The organism is Kosakonia oryzendophytica, from assembly GCF_900094925.1.
GTDB lineage: Bacteria > Pseudomonadota > Gammaproteobacteria > Enterobacterales > Enterobacteriaceae > Kosakonia > Kosakonia oryzendophytica.
In genome coordinates this window covers 128,943-145,831 of the sequence record NZ_FMAY01000011.1, presented here as the reverse complement: position 1 = coordinate 145,831, position 16,889 = coordinate 128,943, and the positions used below count along the sequence as shown (strand labels likewise).

The following is a 16,889-nucleotide window of genomic DNA, read 5'->3' as shown; positions in this document are numbered from 1 at the left end:
ATCAGGGCCCGGAATTTACCTGCCGCGCGCTCGATCAATGGGCCTTTGAGCATAGTGTGGAACTACGGCTTATCCAGCCAGGTAAGCCAACGCAGAACGGATTTATTGAGAGTTTTAACGGACGCTTTCGCGATGAGTGTCTGAATGAACACTGGTTCAGCGATATTCTTCATGCCCGGAAAACGATTAATGACTGGCGGCAGGATTATAACGAGTGCCGTCCCCATTCATCGCTGGATTACCAGACACCAGCTGAATTCGCAACGGACTGGCGAAACAGGAAATATGAAGAAAAACCAACCGACATTACTAACTGAAGGTTGTATCTAATCCCGGGGGCAGATCAATGCAGTTGTTCACAGCTTCCTGGATAGGTTTAATCATCACATACAGCATTTTACGTTAACTGCTCCAGTATGTTTTTCGATATCAACAACGCACGGATTGTGAATGATGGGTAAATCGTTGAGAACTTCGTGGTTTTTGCTGTTTCTGTCATTTTGTGCAGTTGCTGGCTCTGTAGGATCTTCTCCAGCTTTGATACATGGGCACAGTAGTTACGTCCGGCATTCGCCAGGTGAGGGAGATATTGCCGAAAATCCTGATGAGCACGTCCGGGAATCAACTGAGCAATTCTTTCGCAGGATCCAAAGTTGAAATTTTAAATTTCATTAATGCTCGCTATTAACAACCTGCCCACGGGCAGGTTTTATTTTAGGTTCCGGAAAGGGATCAAGGCTGTTGAGTGATGAGAGGGCGTCATTAAGACTGAGAAAGGTGAGGGTGAGTTAGCGCAGCAAATCAATCTGCTTTGAATGGTATAAAGAGCTCTATGCAAGTGACGAATAACGGTTAAGATGCTGTCTTCCTGCGATAAAAAAGGAATAAAAACATGTTTAAGAAGGAAGGGATGGCTTTGCTGGTGTTTATGATTACAGGTTGCACGACTACACATAAGATATCTGTACCAAAAGGAATCGATGAGTATGCCGCCAGCGCAAAGTCCGCGGTTGAAAGCGCCTTTTCAGAGCCAGACAAATTTAAAGGCAAGACCTGTTCCCTCTATGTCCATCAGCCCTCAGGAGGAAAGGTAACAGGGGTAGAAGTCGAGAAAGGGGATGTTGCTTTGTGTAAAGCATCACTGGTTGCGATCAATACCGCCGTGAAATCCGGTCACTTCCCGGATAAACCTGAAAGCCTCCCGGAAAGGATTGTCTTCGATTTCAAACCATGACCATCGAAACAACGACTATGTTTTTGAGTAACTCTTGATCTGTCGCGCGTCTTTTACTGTCATACGAGCTTCTGGCGGCTGTAGTTGAATGCCTGAGACTTCAGGAATACGATCGACAATCGTCTGTTCTGAAGGATGTCGATCTCTGTGTCGGGCCTCCGTAACAGAGTGCTGATCTGTTCCTGATACAGACGATGCCATTGTATGGGGCCTCGCCAATATCAAGACAAAGCCTTAATGTTTAATACACCTTTATTCCGGGTATGTAGCGAAAAAAACACAACAAGAGAAATGTTTATCAGTCACTTCCTGACAATGAACACAGGTAATTACGCTTTATGAAAAAAGTGATTTTCGTACTTTTTTGCGGGATATTTACTGCCTTCTCCACATGGGCGAAGACTTGTACCCCGGCTGATGCTAAAGCCGCGGATATGGCCGTTGATTCGCTGGACACCTGGATGGCGGTCAACCAGAACCGTATAAATTATGGTCACTGTGACCAGGGAGATATCGCGGAGGGAAATTCGGAAGCCATCGTGCACTTACTGGTTGACCATTGGGATTCTTTGGCTGATTTAAAGGCGCTTTTACCTAAAAATCCTGCCCTTAAAGCCTACGTTTTCCGTCACATTGACTCAACACTCGATACAAAAGACCTCGATACCATTCAGTCTCAGGCAACACATTCTTGCCCCTCCGCATTGTCAACATTGTGTGATGAGATAAGGCGTGTCGCTCTCCGTGCGGCGAATGAATAGTAATGCCGGGCTTTATAAGACAGCAGCTGTTACAGAACAGTCAGAGCCCGTTCGGCCGCGGAACTTCAAAATAGTTGCCATCAATATCGCGCGCATAATAATGACCGTCACGCACGTAATAGCGTTTACCGTTAAAGTCCAGCACCTGTGCACTTGATGGGGAGGGCGCTGATGAGGGTTTTTCAACCACCACATACTGCGCACCCTGTCTTTGGTAGTAAATACCGTTCACCAGATAATAGGTTAATCCACCCAGCAAAACTGTAGTGGCAATGTCCGGAAGAAGGCGGAACCTGTCGCCTGGACGGGGGATATCATCTCGCCGTCCTCCATCAGGAAAACCATGCCCGCCATGCGGCTGAAAACCTGGCTCGGCAAGGGCTGTGGCTGAGCCGGCAGCAAACAATGTGATAGCCATCGCCAGTCTTTTCATCAGTCTCATCTTATATTCCTGCCCTCCAAAAGAGGCAAATTCCTTATCGGGTCTCTTATAGTGGTGTATAAATGTGCAGGAATTTTGAAAATAGCCTGAACGATTGTATGACAATCTGTTTCCGGGGGCAGGCGGATAAGACCAGTATCGGACAATAAGGCCACCACCGCGGCTTTATTCGTTAGTACGGGGACGCGTTCAACCAGTCCGGGATCATTGTCGGGTGAAGTGGCCTGGAAAAAAAGTACCCTTGTGCTTCATCGCAGCCAAAATCCTTTAATATTTCTGCGGTTTCTGCATCCTCTACGCCTTCGGCAAGCACGATATAATCCAGTTCTTTCAACATGCTGATAATATTTTTAGCGATGATCTGACTGCCTTTGTCATTGGCCACCCTGCTAATTAATGAGCGGTCAATTTTGATAATATCGATAGGGATTTTTCGCAAGTAGCTAATATTGCTATAACCCGCGCCGAAATCATCCAGCAGGATTTTAAACCCGCGGACTTTGAGCATGTCCAGCTCATCAAGAGCGATCGGGCTTTCCAGCACTCTTTCGGTTTCCAGACATTCAACACGCAGGTCGTCAGCCTGGCCCTGATTATTTTCTCTTCCAGTGCATCCGCAAAGCCGGGTTTTGACAAATCACTGACGGAAACATTGATCGAGATGGGAATCCCGATGTTGTTTCGGCACCATTCGACCACCTGCTTAATGGCTCTGTCTGCCACCCACTGCGTCAGCCCTGCCATCAGGCTGGTGCGTTCGGCCAGGGCAATAAGCGTTGCGGGAGGAGTATTCCCGAACACCGGATGCTCCCAGCGTAAAAGGGCTTCTGCGCCTACGGTGGTTCCGGTATGCAAACGTATGTCCATCGCGGGTTTTTATTGGCGCGACGGCATAAAAAATGACCGCGCCATTTTGTACAATGGGATGTTCTGAAAAACGCGCATCCTGACGGGCATCCGGGCAAATAACCGGCTCATCCAGAGGCAGAGAATGGCGGCACATGGTTTCTTCAAGCGGCACACACCCGGCAAACAAGGGGACATTATTCACGTATTTGATGTATTGAAATGCGTCATCAATAATCGTGACAAAACAACCGGAAACCCCCATTAAACGGCGGGCGAATTCAGCAAGCTCGCCCAGCACGCTGTCGCGCTCTTTATCTTCGCGTTTGAGCAATTCCAGTGCGGCAAGCCGTTGAGCTTCGTTAGCGCTGAGTCCGCTGAACATGGCCTTCTCCCATCACGTGATGTTGGTGTTGCTGATTCTCTGCGTGCCGTTACCGCTTGAAACGCCACTCGTCTGCAATTTATATAATCTTCATGATAGTGTTAAAACCTGCGCCTGTTGTGCCTGCCGAAGAGTGCTACTCCTGTACAAGCCACATGTCCGACTCGTCGAACATCTCTTCAAGCATCCGGTTCAGCTTTTCGCGATCGTTTTTACTGGCATCGCTGTTCAGGCCATTTGCCTGCATTGGCTTAACGCGCACTTCAGCATCGGGAAAGAGGCGCTGCACACGTTTAGTCAATTCGGCAAGGATAATGTCTTTTGCCCCTGGTAATCCTTCAACATTACGCTTGTCATAGATTAGCTCAACAAACATCGATGGTTCCTTTTCACTGGTTAATTAACCGCATATTTATACTGTATATATAATCAGTATTCAAGTGATGTGGTAACCGGACAGACATTAACCCGCTCATCCCCTGGCTTTGCACCGTGCTTTATGTTCACTGCCATATGGCGTATGTTAGCGCCGGTTATGCTGTTGTGTTTTTTCAGGAGGATGTGTGTTTGCCGAGTATGGAGTTATCAGTTACTGGTCCTATTTTATTGGCGCTATTTTTATCATCCTGGTGCCGGGGCCAAATACCTTCTTTGTATTGAAGAGCAGTATTGCAGGTGGGTTGAAAAACGGTTATGTCGCAGCGAGCGGCGTCTTTATTGGTGATGCGGTCTTGATGTTCCTCGCGTATGCGGGTGTCGCCACGCTTATCAAAACCACACCCGTACTGTTCAATATCATCCGTTATCTGGGGGCGTTTTATCTCCTCTATCTCGGTATCAAAATGCTGTACAGCACCTTTGTGCGCAAGGCGCGGGAAGAGGGGCAACACGACGTGCATAAAGGTGATATTTTCAGACGCGCGCTGGTGCTCAGTCTGACGAACCCGAAAGCCATTCTGTTTTACGTGTCGTTTTTTGTGCAATTTATCGACATTACTTATACCCGCCCCGGAACGGCTTTCTTCATTCTTGCCACTACGCTGGAAATCATCAGCGTCTGCTATTTCAGTTTCCTGATTATTTCCGGTTCCTATGTCACGCAATGGGTGAAGACACGACAAAAACTAACCCGCCTGGGTAATTCCCTGATCGGCCTGATTTTTGTGGGCTTCGCAGCGCGTCTGGCCACACTGCAATCCTGATTGCTGTGCATAAGAGGTTTCCGGCGTGGGTGGAAACCTCTTATGCTTTTATTTTGCCTTCAGGCTGCCGTGCTGTTGCAACACGCCTTTTTCATCAAACAAAAACCACGTCCGCAGACGTGGTTTTAGGGTTCTCTTATGCCGTCATCGTCGGCATTCGCGCCATGACAAACTCCAGCACTTTCTCGCCATCCATCGAGGCGAAAGGATAACTTTCGATCACAGCAATCGGTGCGGAATCATCAATCGCGTCTTTCAGCTCATCCAGCTTATATTGGATATGCGGCGCGACTAAATAGCAGTCAAACGCCGGTGCAACACTGGCAAAATTACTCACGCCAATGGCGCTTATCAACATCTGATGCCCCTGCGCATCGGCGGCCTTTTGCATCTTTCTGGCCAACGCATTGGCGGTATTGCCGAACAGACAACAGATCAGTAACTTTTTCATAGGAATATCCTCACGAGTACTGTGCCTATATTCTCCCCGCAAATGGCGGGAAAATGTGTGCTGTGTGCAGGTTTACATCGCTTTGGCTTCACTTAAATACGGAAATGGCTTCGGCCAGGCGAATGGCCTGCTGGTTAAGGCGACCGGATGCTTCCGCACTTTCCAGCACATGCTCTGCATTCTGATGCGTGATTTTATCGAGGTCTTCCACCGCCAGGCTCACTTCACTCAGCGCAGTGGCTTGTTCCGCTGTCGCGGCACTGATATGTGCAATCAGGGTCGTGACATTCTGTACCTGCTCCACGATCGCCTTCATGGTGTTTCCGGCATCATCCGCCAGCCCACTGCCTGAGCTAACATGGGTTACGCTATTTTCAATCAGCTCTTTGATTTCGCTGGCGGCGCGGGCGCTACGCTGCGCGAGGCTACGCACTTCACCTGCCACAACGGCAAACCCTTTACCTTGCTCACCGGCACGAGCGGCCTCCACGGCAGCGTTTAATGCCAGGATATTCGTCTGGAAGGCGATGCTGTCAATAATGCTGGTGATGCTGGCAATCTGGCTGGAGCTGTCTGCAATAGCAGCCATCATCTCAATCATATGGTTCATCACCTGCCCCCCCTGGCAGGCGGCATCGCGGGTGCTTTCTGACAGACGGGTGACTTCGGCGGCGGTTTCCCGGTTACTGCGCACCGTGGCGGTCATTTCATTCATGGTGGCTGCAGTTTGCTGTACGTTTGACGCGGCTTGTTCTGTCTGGCGGCTCAGGTCATCATTGCCTGCCCGCAGGGAATCAGAGGATTTGAGTACGTTTTGCGCCTGACCGCTGACGTCGTTAACCAGCCAGCGGAACATCAGCCCAAGCTGATTGATCGCACGGAGCGTGACGCCCACTTCATCCACACGGTTGAGCTGTTCAACCTGATGTGTTGCGCCGCTTGCCACTTGCAACGCCTGCTGGCAAAGACGCTCGACCGGGCGGACAATTTGATACTCCAGCCAGAGATCGATCAACAGCAGCAGGGCAGTCATAAAACCGGTGAATATTCCCTGGTGACCCGCAGTTAATGCACTGCTCCACACCGCAAGCAGGCTGAGCAAAAGCGTGACGATTAATGCCGAACGTAACCGCCAGCGCAGGGGCATGGTAACGAACAGGGAGCGCCAGCCCATCAGCCCTGTGTGGATAATCAACCCTTTGTGAAAACGCTTGCCTTTTGCCCGTCCCTCCCGGAATTGACGATACACCTCCTCGGTCGCCGCCACTTCTTCCGGGGCTGGCCTGGTGCGAACAGACATATATCCCTTCACATTGCCAGCGCGTATCACCGGGATTGCATTTGCGCGAACCCAGTAGTGGTCGCCATTTTTACGGCGGTTTTTCACCAGCGCGGTCCACGGCTCGCCCTGCTTGAGCGTTGCCCACATATCGGCAAATGCCTCTTTGGGCATATCCGGGTGACGCACCAGGTTATGCGGTTCTCCTTTGACCTCCTCCATAGAAAAACCGCTGACTTTTATAAACGCGTCATTGGCATAAGTGATATAGCTGGCGGGGTCGGTAGTAGACATCAGCGTTGCATTATTATCGAAAACGTACTCTTTTTGTGTGATGGGCTCATTGTTGCGCATAGTGAGTATTCTCGAGAGAGGTCCGGGGCTGCTGATATAGTGTAATTACCCTATTGGGTTACGATGCTATTTATTCAGTGCTTTATTTTTTTTGGGGATATATCCTTTTCCAATACAGACATAAAATAGAAAATCGCGTTTGCATAAAATTTAGCTTTAGTTTCGGGATTATTTCTTGACATGGAAGAAATAAGTACCGGGGGTAACAAAAGTGTAAATGCAATTGCTCACTTTAACCCTATAAAATGTAGATGCTTTTATTATAGTATGCCCCTGAAAGATAATTTTTATTATGGAAGATTTTTGTCATTTGCCAGCCCAAAGCGCCCCTGCATGGCTTCCCCAGACCGATATTTGTGCTCCGGATCAAAAAGCTGTTGCATCAGCGCGTACAGCCTCACTAAAAAGGGCGGTGATCATTCCCAAAACGACGATATTCAGCTAATCTGAGATCCCTACCAGCGAAAGGATTTTTCTTATGAAAGGTACTGTCGTTCATCACGAACACCGCATTGGCTTCATTGTTATTCGCGACGAAAAGGGTGAGTTTACTATCGCTGAGCTGCTCGGAAAATACGATGTCGAAATGGGAGACGTCGTGTCCGGTAATCTGCATGCCAGCGGTGACGAGGCATTATTTAATCAAACGCAAGATGAAGCGATGGAAGTTTCCATTAAGGGGCACGGATTGTCTGAGCAAGATGCAATCAGCATGCTCTTGCGCACCCACTAACCCTCTGCCAATAAAGCGCTTCATCCAGGCGCTTTACCTCTTTTCTCGCTCGTCACGGGCGTGGCGTTTTTTTTGCAATCGCGATCGGATGGTAACATGCTGGCTGCCGTACTGCGTCAATCAGTACGCTGATCTTTCCGCTCATTATCCAGACAGGATCTATTTCTCTGTTGACGGTGCCTGAGTTATTTCCGTTAATAAATTCACAGGCTCGCTTTTTCTTTAAAAAAACGTTAGCGGGATCAAATACAGGTAAAATAGAAGTTACTACGCGGAAGAAAGTGAGCCGAAAAGGAAATAAAGGATGGCAGTTTCGACATCAAAACTGCCAGCGAAGAATGTTGAGGCTTGTTAAATCGTATATCCATCACATGCGTACTTTATAACCCGTGAGCAAAACGTAATCAAACGCAAATTTTTCTGCGGATAGATTGAGAAAATTGATGATCAGCGTATTAATTCATCGGGTCGCGATATTACCCCCGCTCCGGTAAAATACCCGAAGCGAGGATTAGTGCGCATTACAGCGGGTTATGCTGTGCTCGCAGTTTGAAGATTTGTACCATCTCAAGCAAATTCTCTGCTTGTTGTTGCATGGCGTGCGCAGCCGCGGATGATTGCTGCGATAGCGTGGCGTTTTGTTGGGTGGCGGCGTCCATATGGGTAATGGCGACATGCACCTGGTCGATACCGACGCTCTGCTCTTTGCTGGCCAGTGAAATGGTTTCCACTAACTGGCTGACGCGCTCAACGCTTTGCACGATTTCCCCCATCGCGTTACCGGCATTTTTTACCAGAGCATGACCTTCATCAATACGGTGCACCGAACGCTGGATCAATGCGCCAATCTCTTTTGCGGCAGTGGCAGAGCGCTGCGCAAGTGCACGAACCTCTGAGGCGACAACGGCGAAACCGCGTCCTTCCGTACCGGCCCGAGCCGCTTCCACTGCAGCATTCAGCGCCAGAATGTTCGTTTGAAAAGCGATGCTGTCGATCACACCGATAATGCTGCTGATCTCAGTGGAGAGTTGGTTAATTTCGCCCATGGTGTTTACCACTTGCTCGACCACTTCTCCACCCTGATTAGCAACACGGAAGGCCTCGCGGGTGATATCGCTGGCGACACGCGAGTTTTCAGCATTGTTTTTCACAACCGACGTCAGCTCTTCCATCGATGCGGCTGTTTGTTCCAGTGCGCTGGCTTGCGCTTCATTACGAGAAGAGAGCTCACGGCTGCCAGTGGCGATTTCCTGGGAGGCGCCGGCAATGGTCTCTGTTCCGGAACGCACCCCGGCGACAATCCGCGTCAGGTTGCCGTTCATCTCTTGCAGAGCACGCATCAGCTCCGCAGTTTCATCCCGTCCACTGATGGTGAAAGTGGATTGCAGGTCGCCGGAAGCTACATTACGGGCGACCGAAACAGCCTGTGCGAGCGGTTGGGTAATGCTGCGCACCAGCCACCAGGTAATTAACAAACCGACCAGCAGTGTCAGCGCCATCACGATGATCAACATCAGCCGCGTTTGCTGGTAGTGATCAAGGTTACGTTCATCAGTTTGCTGGCGGATAACAGCTGCCTGTTTGAGCGTAGTGGCGACCATCTCATCGATCATCCGCGTCGGTTCACGATCGATACCGGTGACCAGGTGATCAACGCGCTGAGCGCTGGTGGCATCACCAATCGTGTACTGTTGCAATGCGGCGAGATAGTGCTGCTCCAGGCTGGCATGGAGCGTGATGGTTTTCAGTGCTTCGGTGTTGGCAAGGCCTATTTCCGGCAGCAGTTCACTCAGGGTTTTGAGTAATGCCTGCGTTTTTTGGCTCTGCTCGACAAAGGCATTTTTGTATTTATCAAACACTTCCTGACTTTGTGCACCGCGAAGCAAGGTATTTTTCCATTCTTGTACCTGAATTTTGAACTGGACCTGCGCGTTGCGGGCGGTATCAATGCTGTCCGCAACCACCTTCTCCGTGGCCATAATGTGCTGGTTTTGCACTAATCCGCTGGCATTGATGGACAAGCCACGTATGCCAATAAACAGCGTCGCCAGCAAAAGCAGAGTTGCCAGAAATCCGAGCCGTTGCCCGATAGTAAGGTGGTTGAGTTTCATAACGCATTACTTCCCATTGTCTGGTGAGGCGCAAAAACAGAGCGCACACCTGAACTATCGACAGGTTTTCAGTTTGGCTTTAATCCTGTTACACGGGGTAAAAAACGACGGCAGGGGTAACGCATTGAGATGAAATAGAATAAGGTCTTTATGACATTTTTGTGACACAGCCCGACTGTTGAGAAGGAGAACAGTCAGGCAACGTCAGCGCTCAGGAACCATATTGATGCTGTTCAGTGGCCATCTTTGCCAGCAGGCGAAACGGTTTACTGTCTTCCAGCCAGTCCGGGATTTCTTCCGGTGAGAGTGGGCGCGAGAAAAAGTAGCCCTGAGCCTCATCACAACCGTACTCACCCAGCATGCGTGCGGTTTCCAGATCTTCGATCCCTTCCGCCAGCACCACATATTGCAACTCTTTCAGCATCATAATGACGTTGCGGGCGATGATTCGGCTGCCGGGGTCGGTGGTGACCTGGCTGACCAGCGAACGGTCAAGTTTGATCACATCAATGGGGATCCGGCGCAGATAGCTGATGTTGCTGTACCCGGCGCCAAAGTCATCCAGCAGGATGGTAAAGCCCAGCAACTTGAGTCTGTCCAGCTCTTCCAGCGCCGGGTCGCTCTCCAGCACTTTCTCTGTTTCCAGACACTCAATGCGTACGTCCGAGGAATAGAGCCCTGCGGAAACAACGTTGCGATGAAGTTCATCGGCAAAACCGGGGCGCGAAAAGTCACTGACCGTCACATTAATCGAGACCGGCAACAGGATACCCTGTTGTCTCCAGACCTTAAGCTGAGCAATGACCCTTGTAATGACCCACTGGGTGAGATCCCTCATCAGCGTGGTCTTTTCCGCCAGCGCCACGATCACCGCCGGAGAGATATTCCCCAGTTGCGGATGCTTCCAGCGCAGCAACGCTTCCACACCTTCCGTTTTCCCGGTTTGTAACGAAATTTTGGGCTGATAAACGAGATAAAGCTGGTTCGGGGATTTAATGGCCTCGCTGAGATCATACAGAAGCTTGAAATCTTTATTACGCTTGTGATCGAGGATGGGGTTGAACTGCAACACCGGGATATCCTGGCGGATCGATTCATGCAGTGCGCTAATGCCCTGGCGCACAATTTCCTGCGCGTTATCTTCCTGCGGGGAAAACTTAACGTAACCGGCATGGATCTTCAGATTAATATCAATATCACCAGCAACTTTGGCCTGAATGCAAGGCAAACGCTTGGTCCGTTTCACCAGCTTCAGCGCGTGGTCAATATCCACCAGCACGGCGTAGCGCGCCGTCGTAAAGGCGTACAGCATAACGGGCTCTTCCAGCTTCAGCCGTGAACGTAGCGAGGGGCCAAAGCTCTGTAGCAATTTTTCCAGCGCATCAAGCCCCAGATAGCGGGACAGCTCATAAGCACGCGCCATGTCAATGCAGTCAAAGATCACCAACCCATAGCTGCCGCTCACTTTCTCGTGTGTCAGCCGTTCCATCTCTTTCATCAAAAACTGCCGATTCGGCAGGCCGGTCACTGCATCTACCAGACCGGCAGCGTAACAGGATTCCAGAAAGACGGCGGCGAGAGAAGCAACGCGATGAAAGTTTGTTACCTGCCTGGAAGAGGGAACATAGGTCTCCGGGTGACTGACACACAATGTTCCGAGGACCACGCCGTCTTTATTGATCATTGGCGCGGAGGCGTAAAAAATAATATCGCCGCTTTTTACCAGCGGCTGGTAATTAAATCGATCATCAACCCGCGTATCGGAGCAAATAACCGTCTGGCACGCCCGCAGGGAATATTGGCACATCGTCTGTTCGATGCAAATTTGGACATGATCGATGGGAATGTTTTTAACATATTTAATATATTGGTAATCGTCGTCGAATGTGCTAATAAAGCATCCATCGACCCCCATGACTTCACATGCCAGATTTGCAAACTCAGCAAGAGCAGCATCGCGGGGTTTATCTTGTTTACTCAATAGTTCCAGCGCTGCATGCCGTTTGCTTTCGCTTTTTTTCAGACCAGTGAACATAGCGAGCTCCTGCCCAAATAAATGAGACAACGGTGTTCTGCTCGGATGACGCCATCATATGCACGGGAAGTGAAGATGCAAAAAATTAACTGCTCAGTATTACCACCAGCCGAATTGCGTTCCGGCAACGGCGACGATCGCCACAATAAGCATAATGATAGTTGTCTTTCTCACGAAAACTCCTTCACTGGCGATAATCGCCAGAAATCAATTGTATAAGAAATAGAAGAAAATGAGATTTTTCTCAAGCCATTCACGCCCCAGGATCTGCTTAATCGAGGCGCTGAAAGGTTTTTTTTTCTTTGTTATTTTTTACCTGATACATCACTTCATCAGCCGCACGCAACGCACCATCTTCATCCGTAAGATTCGGGTTGATTTCAATCACGCCAATGCTGGCTCCTGGGTAGAAAATGTGAATTTTCCCCAGCACATATTGCCCGCTAATCGACTTATCCAGACTTTTTTTCAACGATGCGAGGTGAAGTTTTTGTGGCTCATCGAGTGGACCGCCAAGGCAGGCTATCAGGAACTCATCGCCGCCGAGTCGACCGGCAATAGCGTTGTTATCGCCTTCCTGCGCAATTCGCTGTCCCACTTCGATCAAGAACTGATCGCCTGCTTCGTGGCCGAGCTGATCGTTAATAACTTTAAAATTATCAAGATCGATAAACGCAATAATGATGTAGTGATTGCGGTTGCGGGCCTGTGAAAACAGTGCTGACAGGTTATCGAAAATGGCCCGTCGATTCGGTAAACCGGTCAATGCATCGGTATACGAGTGAGCAATTAACGCGGCATTGGCTTCACGCAGTTGATTGACCAGATGCTCTTTTTCAATGGTGCGCGCAATCAGACCGGCGAACAGATGCAACACTTGTTCGCCACGCACGCTGAGCGACTTCTTTGCGTTACTGGCGGCGCACAATGTGCCATACAGCGAGCCGTCTGCCAGTTGCACCGGCGTACTTAAATAGGTGGTGATGCCAAGGGCTTTCGCCGCTTCGCAATCTCCCCACATCGTTGCCACATCATTGCTGAACGGGCAGCCGTCATCCAGTGCGCGCTTACATAAACTGTCACCCCACGGCAGGGAGAAGCCTTCCGGGATAGTAAGTTGTTTCGTATTACGTGAATAAACAATGTGTTGCAGGCGGGCGTCATTGTCAATTTTGGTCAGGTAAGTCGATTCCATCTCTGTCACCATTTCAAGCATTTCCAGCAACTGGTGAACCAGGCTTTCCAGCGATTGCGTTTTCGAAAGGGTCTCTGAAACGCGAGCAAGAATAAAATCTGACATGACGTTGGGCTCCTGTGTACAAACCCGCCGTACACATTGATACAGGATATTCCGAGTGCGCGGTATTAAACCATGAAGCGGGTTATTTTTGTATACATCAGGGTAGAGGATCATTCAAACCGGAAGAGAGCGAAAAAAAGCCCCGTTGATGAAGCGGGGCAAAAAACTCATTGATTACGGAATGATGTTCTCTGGTCATGGGTGAGAACAGGACCCACTATAGGGGGTAAAAGTGCAGTAACAATGGAGAAATCATGAAGATGCCGCATGCCATCTTTTTTTCTCAGTCGGTCTGTGGCGAGGTCATTTCAGGAAAAAACGGGGGTGGGCAGGGGGGGGCGCAATGGGTTGCCATCCGGATCGTGACACTAACCGTCTTGCCAGGGTACACTTCAATTAAGAATTATCTTATTTTCCAGCGAATACGTGAGAGAAGTATGTTCCAGTTACGACCGGGCTGCCTGGCAATGGTGATCGGTGCCCAAACTGCCAACGGACGGGGCAATATCGGTAAATCAGTTGAATTGTTCGGGTTGTGTCAGCCGGGTGAACGCATGTTGAACCCGGTCAATGGGGTGATGACCGAATTGCCGCGAAACGCCACCCGTGCGCTGTGGCTGGTGATCGGTAATGTGACCGCGTTTGATGGCCAGCACGGTTTTGCGTTTGTTCGCGCAGAACACCTGATGCCGCTCATGCCTGACAGTCAGCCGCAGGACGTGCTGGAGCGCGTTATCGACTAAACCAGCGAACGCAACCACGTTGCCAGAACTTCGGCGTGGTTTTGCTGCGTGTCCTTCGCCGCGTATAACAGCGTGACAGTGCTTTTTTTACCCCGCGCTGCCAGCTGTTTCCCTTCGTCCTGGTGCGCGGCCAGCTCCTGATGATAGCTTTCACTGAAGGCGGCAAAATCGATGGCTTCGCCGTGTAAAGCTTTGCGTAGCGCGGTCGATGGGGCCAGATCCTTATTCCACTCATCATAGGGCAGATCTGTTTTTTTCACGCCTCGCGGCCACAGTCTGTCGACCAGTACCCGGTAACCATCACTGTCGGATGCGGCGTCATACACGCGTTTGCATTGGATCACTGACTTTTCTCCCTTTCGTTAACCCAGGCTACCAGCGCCGGTAATTGCTCTGCGGAAAAAACGCGGATGCCATGTTGCTCAAGTAGCGCAGCAGCCACACCCATTCCGGGTTGCTGAGTGCCGCTGAAGGTGCCGTCATAAATGAACTGGCTGCCGCAGGTGGGACTGCCATCGGTCAGCAGCGCAGCGCTGCAGCGTGCATGTTGTGCGGCCTGTAGCGCCAGCCATGCCGCCAGTTGGTAATGTGCCGTCACATCGTGACCGCTATTTTCGAGGATCCGTGCGCTGCCGCGCATGACATCGGCACCGTTGCCGCTGACGATTTCCGCCGGTTGTCGCGGAACCGCCAGACCTGCGGCCAGCTCAGGGCAGTGGATGATCAGCCTGTTTTCTTGCTGCCAGCGCTGCAACGTCTCCTGTAATGCCGCTTTTTCACTGCCGTTGTAACGCACTTTAAAGCCCATCAGACAGGCACTGACGAGGATTTTAGTCTGCTGCACGGGTTCCGCCACTGTGATTAACTCCGGTAAATCCGATTTTTTATATCCGATGCGATAACAGGCCTGCCGATTTTAAGGTGTTGTGATGACATTAAAAGACGGCTAATGTGATATTCCTTATGTTACTCGTTATTGGCTCCGGCATAAGGACACTTTCATGCAGCATATCCCTCCGAAGAAAACACTCCGCATCGCGTTAATTGGCGACTATAACCATGACATTGTCGCGCACCAGGCCATCCCATTGGCAATTGACGATGCCGCCGCCGTGCTGGAGATCACCGCAGATTACGACTGGCTTCCGACCAGTGAAATTACCAGTTACGAAGATCTGGTAGGCTATGATGCCATCTGGGTTGTCCCTGGAAGTCCTTATAAAAATGCCCGTGGCGCGTTTCTTGCCATCCAGTTTGCGCGGGAAAATGCCATTCCGTTCCTCGCTACCTGCGGCGGTTTCCAGCATGCGGTGATTGAGTACGCCCGCAATGTATTGGGCTGGGGGGATGCGGCGCATGCAGAGACCGATCACGAAGGCCGGATGGTTATCTCCGCGCTCAGTTGCGCGCTGGTGGACCAGACTGGCACCATTGAACTGCGGCCCAATACGCTGATTGCCCGTGCTTATGGTCGCGAGATGATTGAAGAGGCCTACCGGTGCAATTTTGGTGTATCACCGGAATTTGCCCACGAACTGGAAAGCGGCAACCTGCGGGTGACCGGGTGGGATGAAGAGGGGGAAATCCGTGCGGTGGAGCTGGTGACGCACCCGTTCTATGTCGCGACACTGTTCCAGCATGAACGCGCTGCGCTTGCCGGGCGACCGGTACCGCTCGTGCAGGCGATGCTGCGCGCGGCGTGCGAATAAGAAGAACAGGCCTGCGGGCCTGTTTTTTTATGTGTGGCGTTACGGATTAACCCCTGCTTTATCACGACCGGCCAGCGCGCCGCATACTGCCATCACCACGGATAACAGTGCGCAGAGCAGCAGCGGAATATGCCAGTCGCCACTGGCATCATGGATTTTCCCCATTAATGGCGGCCCGCAGGCAGCCAGCAAATACCCGACTGCTTGCGCCATCCCGGAAAGGGCGGCGGCCTGGTGCGCAGAGTGGGCGCGCAGGCCGATAAACGTCAGTCCCAGGATCATCGTGGCACCGGAACCAAAGCCAAACACCACAACCCACAGGGCCGCATGGTCGGGCAATAGCCACAATCCCAGTGAACCGGCGGCACACATCAACGCGACCAGTGCGGCAATCCCGCGTTGATCGTTCAGGCGAGGCAGGATCAACGGCACCAGCAAGCCGGGAGCGGCTGTGGCTAACTGCAAAATACCGTGTAATGAACCCGCCTGCATCTCGCTGAAGCCCAGCGTGGTCAGGATCGACGGTAACCAGCCAATCACGATGTAATAAATTAACGAGTTGATCCCCAGAAACAGCGTAAGTTGCCACGCCAGCGCCGAACGCCAGATCCCACGGCTGTATAATGCGCTGGAACGGCTCAAGTTGGCGGCAGCGCCATGGCGCAATCCGGGTAACCAGAGCACCATCGCCAGCAACGGAAATATCATCAGTGCCAGCAATGCGCCTTGCCAACCTGCGCCCTGTTCCGCCAGTGGCACGACGGCGGCGGAACCCAGTGCGGCGGCACCGCCCATGGTCAGGGAATACGCGCCGGTGAGTTTTGCAACATGCCCGGCAAAATCACGCTTGATAATCCCCGGCAACAGCACGTTTCCCAACGCGATTCCGCAACCAATAATCGCGGTGCCAACAAACAACAGCGTGGCCGAGGGGAGCGAGCGAAGGGCAATCCCGGCACTAATCAACACCAGCGCGGCAAACAGGCTGCGTTCCATACCAAAACGGCGGGCGACGCCGGCCGCCAGCGGCGATACCAGCGCAAAGGCCAACAGCGGTAGGGTGGTGAGCAGACCGGTCTGTGCCGTGGTGAGTCCATACTCTGCACGAATGACGTCCAGTAACGGGGCCGCGCCGGTAAAGGTGACGCGGAGTGTGGTCGCAATCATCAGGATCCCGGCAATCAGCAGGGTGCCTTGTTTGCCACGGGAAAGAAGAGAAGTGGTCATTGGGTTCTCAGAATGAAAAACAGAGGGTTACGATAACGATTTTTTCTCCTGTTTGAATCAAGCTAAAATGACAGTTT

At 51.2% G+C, this 16,889-nt stretch carries 18 protein-coding genes and 2 pseudogenes; 7 read left to right on the top strand and 13 right to left on the bottom strand.

What is annotated here, in order from left to right; genetic code table 11:
* The 3 genes from GA0061071_RS18035 to GA0061071_RS18025 form a co-directional block, all read left to right on the top strand.
* A partial coding sequence (locus tag GA0061071_RS18035; RefSeq protein WP_139109676.1) for an integrase core domain-containing protein occupies positions 1 to 317 on the top strand: 317 nt, incomplete at its 5' end.
* A gap of 575 nt (positions 318 to 892) precedes the next feature.
* Positions 893 to 1,234, top strand: coding sequence for a cell envelope integrity TolA C-terminal domain-containing protein (locus tag GA0061071_RS18030; protein ID WP_061494953.1), 342 nt, complete (start codon positions 893 to 895; stop codon positions 1,232 to 1,234).
* Positions 1,235 to 1,572: 338 nt separating this feature from the next.
* On the top strand, positions 1,573 to 1,995 hold the full coding sequence (locus tag GA0061071_RS18025) for a hypothetical protein (protein ID WP_088236928.1): 423 nt from the start codon (positions 1,573 to 1,575) through the stop codon (positions 1,993 to 1,995).
* Positions 1,996 to 2,035: 40 nt separating this feature from the next.
* Here GA0061071_RS18025 and GA0061071_RS18020 read toward each other — a convergent pair whose 3' ends face one another.
* From GA0061071_RS18020 to GA0061071_RS18005, 4 genes and pseudogenes are all read right to left on the bottom strand, one after another.
* Complete coding sequence (locus GA0061071_RS18020; RefSeq protein WP_170933820.1) at positions 2,036 to 2,437, bottom strand: DUF6515 family protein; 402 nt, start codon at positions 2,435 to 2,437, stop codon at positions 2,036 to 2,038.
* A 172-nt stretch (positions 2,438 to 2,609) separates the two neighbouring features.
* A pseudogene (locus tag GA0061071_RS18015) lies at positions 2,610 to 3,298 on the bottom strand (EAL domain-containing protein); the annotation flags it as partial.
* Between the two features lie 49 nt (positions 3,299 to 3,347).
* Positions 3,348 to 3,548: pseudogene (locus GA0061071_RS23785) on the bottom strand (sensor domain-containing phosphodiesterase); the annotation flags it as partial.
* A 256-nt stretch (positions 3,549 to 3,804) separates the two neighbouring features.
* Positions 3,805 to 4,044, bottom strand: coding sequence for a DinI family protein (locus tag GA0061071_RS18005; RefSeq protein ID WP_061494961.1), 240 nt, complete (start codon positions 4,042 to 4,044; stop codon positions 3,805 to 3,807).
* 187 nt (positions 4,045 to 4,231) lie between these two features.
* Here GA0061071_RS18005 and leuE point away from each other — a divergent pair, with 187 nt between their 5' ends.
* Entirely contained in the window at positions 4,232 to 4,870 is a 639-nt protein-coding gene (gene leuE, locus GA0061071_RS18000; protein ID WP_061494963.1) for a leucine efflux protein LeuE, read from the top strand.
* Between the two features lie 136 nt (positions 4,871 to 5,006).
* On the opposite strand, the gene GA0061071_RS17995 is transcribed toward leuE, so the two are convergent.
* Positions 5,007 to 5,321 carry a PTS sugar transporter subunit IIB gene (locus GA0061071_RS17995; RefSeq protein ID WP_061494965.1) on the bottom strand — a complete coding sequence of 105 codons (315 nt, stop codon included), beginning with the start codon at positions 5,319 to 5,321 and terminating at the stop codon, positions 5,007 to 5,009.
* Between the two features lie 88 nt (positions 5,322 to 5,409).
* Complete coding sequence (locus GA0061071_RS17990) at positions 5,410 to 6,954, bottom strand: methyl-accepting chemotaxis protein (RefSeq protein WP_061494967.1); 1,545 nt, start codon at positions 6,952 to 6,954, stop codon at positions 5,410 to 5,412.
* Positions 6,955 to 7,432: 478 nt separating this feature from the next.
* Here GA0061071_RS17990 and GA0061071_RS17985 point away from each other — a divergent pair, with 478 nt between their 5' ends.
* Positions 7,433 to 7,687: a hypothetical protein gene (locus GA0061071_RS17985; RefSeq protein WP_061494969.1), complete on the top strand. Its 255-nt coding sequence runs from the start codon at positions 7,433 to 7,435 to the stop codon at positions 7,685 to 7,687.
* Positions 7,688 to 8,208: 521 nt separating this feature from the next.
* Here the strand turns inward: GA0061071_RS17985 and GA0061071_RS17980 are convergent.
* From GA0061071_RS17980 to GA0061071_RS17965, 4 genes are all read right to left on the bottom strand, one after another.
* Positions 8,209 to 9,798 (bottom strand): methyl-accepting chemotaxis protein, encoded by a 1,590-nt coding sequence (locus GA0061071_RS17980; protein WP_061494971.1) that lies wholly within the window; start codon positions 9,796 to 9,798, stop codon positions 8,209 to 8,211.
* Positions 9,799 to 10,009: 211 nt separating this feature from the next.
* Positions 10,010 to 11,833, bottom strand: coding sequence for a sensor domain-containing diguanylate cyclase (locus tag GA0061071_RS17975; protein ID WP_088236927.1), 1,824 nt, complete (start codon positions 11,831 to 11,833; stop codon positions 10,010 to 10,012).
* A gap of 99 nt (positions 11,834 to 11,932) precedes the next feature.
* Positions 11,933 to 11,986, bottom strand: a complete 54-nt coding sequence (locus GA0061071_RS23780) for a hypothetical protein (protein WP_071890698.1) — start codon at positions 11,984 to 11,986, stop codon at positions 11,933 to 11,935.
* 118 nt (positions 11,987 to 12,104) lie between these two features.
* Positions 12,105 to 13,133: a sensor domain-containing diguanylate cyclase gene (locus tag GA0061071_RS17965; RefSeq protein WP_061494975.1), complete on the bottom strand. Its 1,029-nt coding sequence runs from the start codon at positions 13,131 to 13,133 to the stop codon at positions 12,105 to 12,107.
* A 437-nt stretch (positions 13,134 to 13,570) separates the two neighbouring features.
* Between GA0061071_RS17965 and GA0061071_RS17960 the strand changes: the two genes are divergently transcribed.
* Complete coding sequence (locus GA0061071_RS17960; RefSeq protein ID WP_061494977.1) at positions 13,571 to 13,876, top strand: hypothetical protein; 306 nt, start codon at positions 13,571 to 13,573, stop codon at positions 13,874 to 13,876.
* Here the strand turns inward: GA0061071_RS17960 and GA0061071_RS17955 are convergent.
* The gene (locus GA0061071_RS17955) at positions 13,873 to 14,220 is read right to left on the bottom strand and encodes a DUF488 domain-containing protein (RefSeq protein WP_061494979.1); all 348 of its coding nucleotides are present in this window, start codon (positions 14,218 to 14,220) and stop codon (positions 13,873 to 13,875) included. The genes GA0061071_RS17960 and GA0061071_RS17955 overlap by 4 nt on opposite strands.
* Positions 14,217 to 14,720 carry a 2-thiouracil desulfurase family protein gene (locus tag GA0061071_RS17950; RefSeq protein WP_088236930.1) on the bottom strand — a complete coding sequence of 168 codons (504 nt, stop codon included), beginning with the start codon at positions 14,718 to 14,720 and terminating at the stop codon, positions 14,217 to 14,219. The genes GA0061071_RS17955 and GA0061071_RS17950 overlap by 4 nt, the downstream gene beginning before the upstream one ends.
* A gap of 157 nt (positions 14,721 to 14,877) precedes the next feature.
* Here GA0061071_RS17950 and GA0061071_RS17945 point away from each other — a divergent pair, with 157 nt between their 5' ends.
* Positions 14,878 to 15,585, top strand: coding sequence for a CTP synthase C-terminal region-related (seleno)protein (locus GA0061071_RS17945; RefSeq protein ID WP_061494981.1), 708 nt, complete (start codon positions 14,878 to 14,880; stop codon positions 15,583 to 15,585).
* A 39-nt stretch (positions 15,586 to 15,624) separates the two neighbouring features.
* On the opposite strand, the gene GA0061071_RS17940 is transcribed toward GA0061071_RS17945, so the two are convergent.
* A complete protein-coding gene (locus tag GA0061071_RS17940; protein WP_088236926.1) occupies positions 15,625 to 16,812 on the bottom strand; it encodes a CynX/NimT family MFS transporter in 1,188 nt (395 codons plus the stop codon).
* Between the last annotated feature and the right edge of the window lie 77 nt (positions 16,813 to 16,889).

Excerpts from the sequence above, each read along its gene's own strand:
- GA0061071_RS18030 (WP_061494953.1), top strand. The coding sequence starts at position 893 with ATGTTTAAGAAGGAAGGGATGGCTTTGCTGGTGTTTATGATTACAGGT.
- GA0061071_RS18025 (WP_088236928.1), top strand. The coding sequence starts at position 1,573 with ATGAAAAAAGTGATTTTCGTACTTTTTTGCGGGATATTTACTGCCTTC.
- GA0061071_RS18020 (WP_170933820.1), bottom strand. The coding sequence starts at position 2,437 with ATGAGACTGATGAAAAGACTGGCGATGGCTATCACATTGTTTGCTGCC.
- GA0061071_RS18005 (WP_061494961.1), bottom strand. The coding sequence starts at position 4,044 with ATGTTTGTTGAGCTAATCTATGACAAGCGTAATGTTGAAGGATTACCA.
- GA0061071_RS17995 (WP_061494965.1), bottom strand. The coding sequence starts at position 5,321 with ATGAAAAAGTTACTGATCTGTTGTCTGTTCGGCAATACCGCCAATGCG.
- GA0061071_RS17990 (WP_061494967.1), bottom strand. The coding sequence starts at position 6,954 with ATGCGCAACAATGAGCCCATCACACAAAAAGAGTACGTTTTCGATAAT.
- GA0061071_RS17985 (WP_061494969.1), top strand. The coding sequence starts at position 7,433 with ATGAAAGGTACTGTCGTTCATCACGAACACCGCATTGGCTTCATTGTT.
- GA0061071_RS17980 (WP_061494971.1), bottom strand. The coding sequence starts at position 9,798 with ATGAAACTCAACCACCTTACTATCGGGCAACGGCTCGGATTTCTGGCA.
- GA0061071_RS17975 (WP_088236927.1), bottom strand. The coding sequence starts at position 11,833 with ATGTTCACTGGTCTGAAAAAAAGCGAAAGCAAACGGCATGCAGCGCTG.
- GA0061071_RS17965 (WP_061494975.1), bottom strand. The coding sequence starts at position 13,133 with ATGTCAGATTTTATTCTTGCTCGCGTTTCAGAGACCCTTTCGAAAACG.
- GA0061071_RS17960 (WP_061494977.1), top strand. The coding sequence starts at position 13,571 with ATGTTCCAGTTACGACCGGGCTGCCTGGCAATGGTGATCGGTGCCCAA.
- GA0061071_RS17945 (WP_061494981.1), top strand. The coding sequence starts at position 14,878 with ATGCAGCATATCCCTCCGAAGAAAACACTCCGCATCGCGTTAATTGGC.
- GA0061071_RS17940 (WP_088236926.1), bottom strand. The coding sequence starts at position 16,812 with ATGACCACTTCTCTTCTTTCCCGTGGCAAACAAGGCACCCTGCTGATT.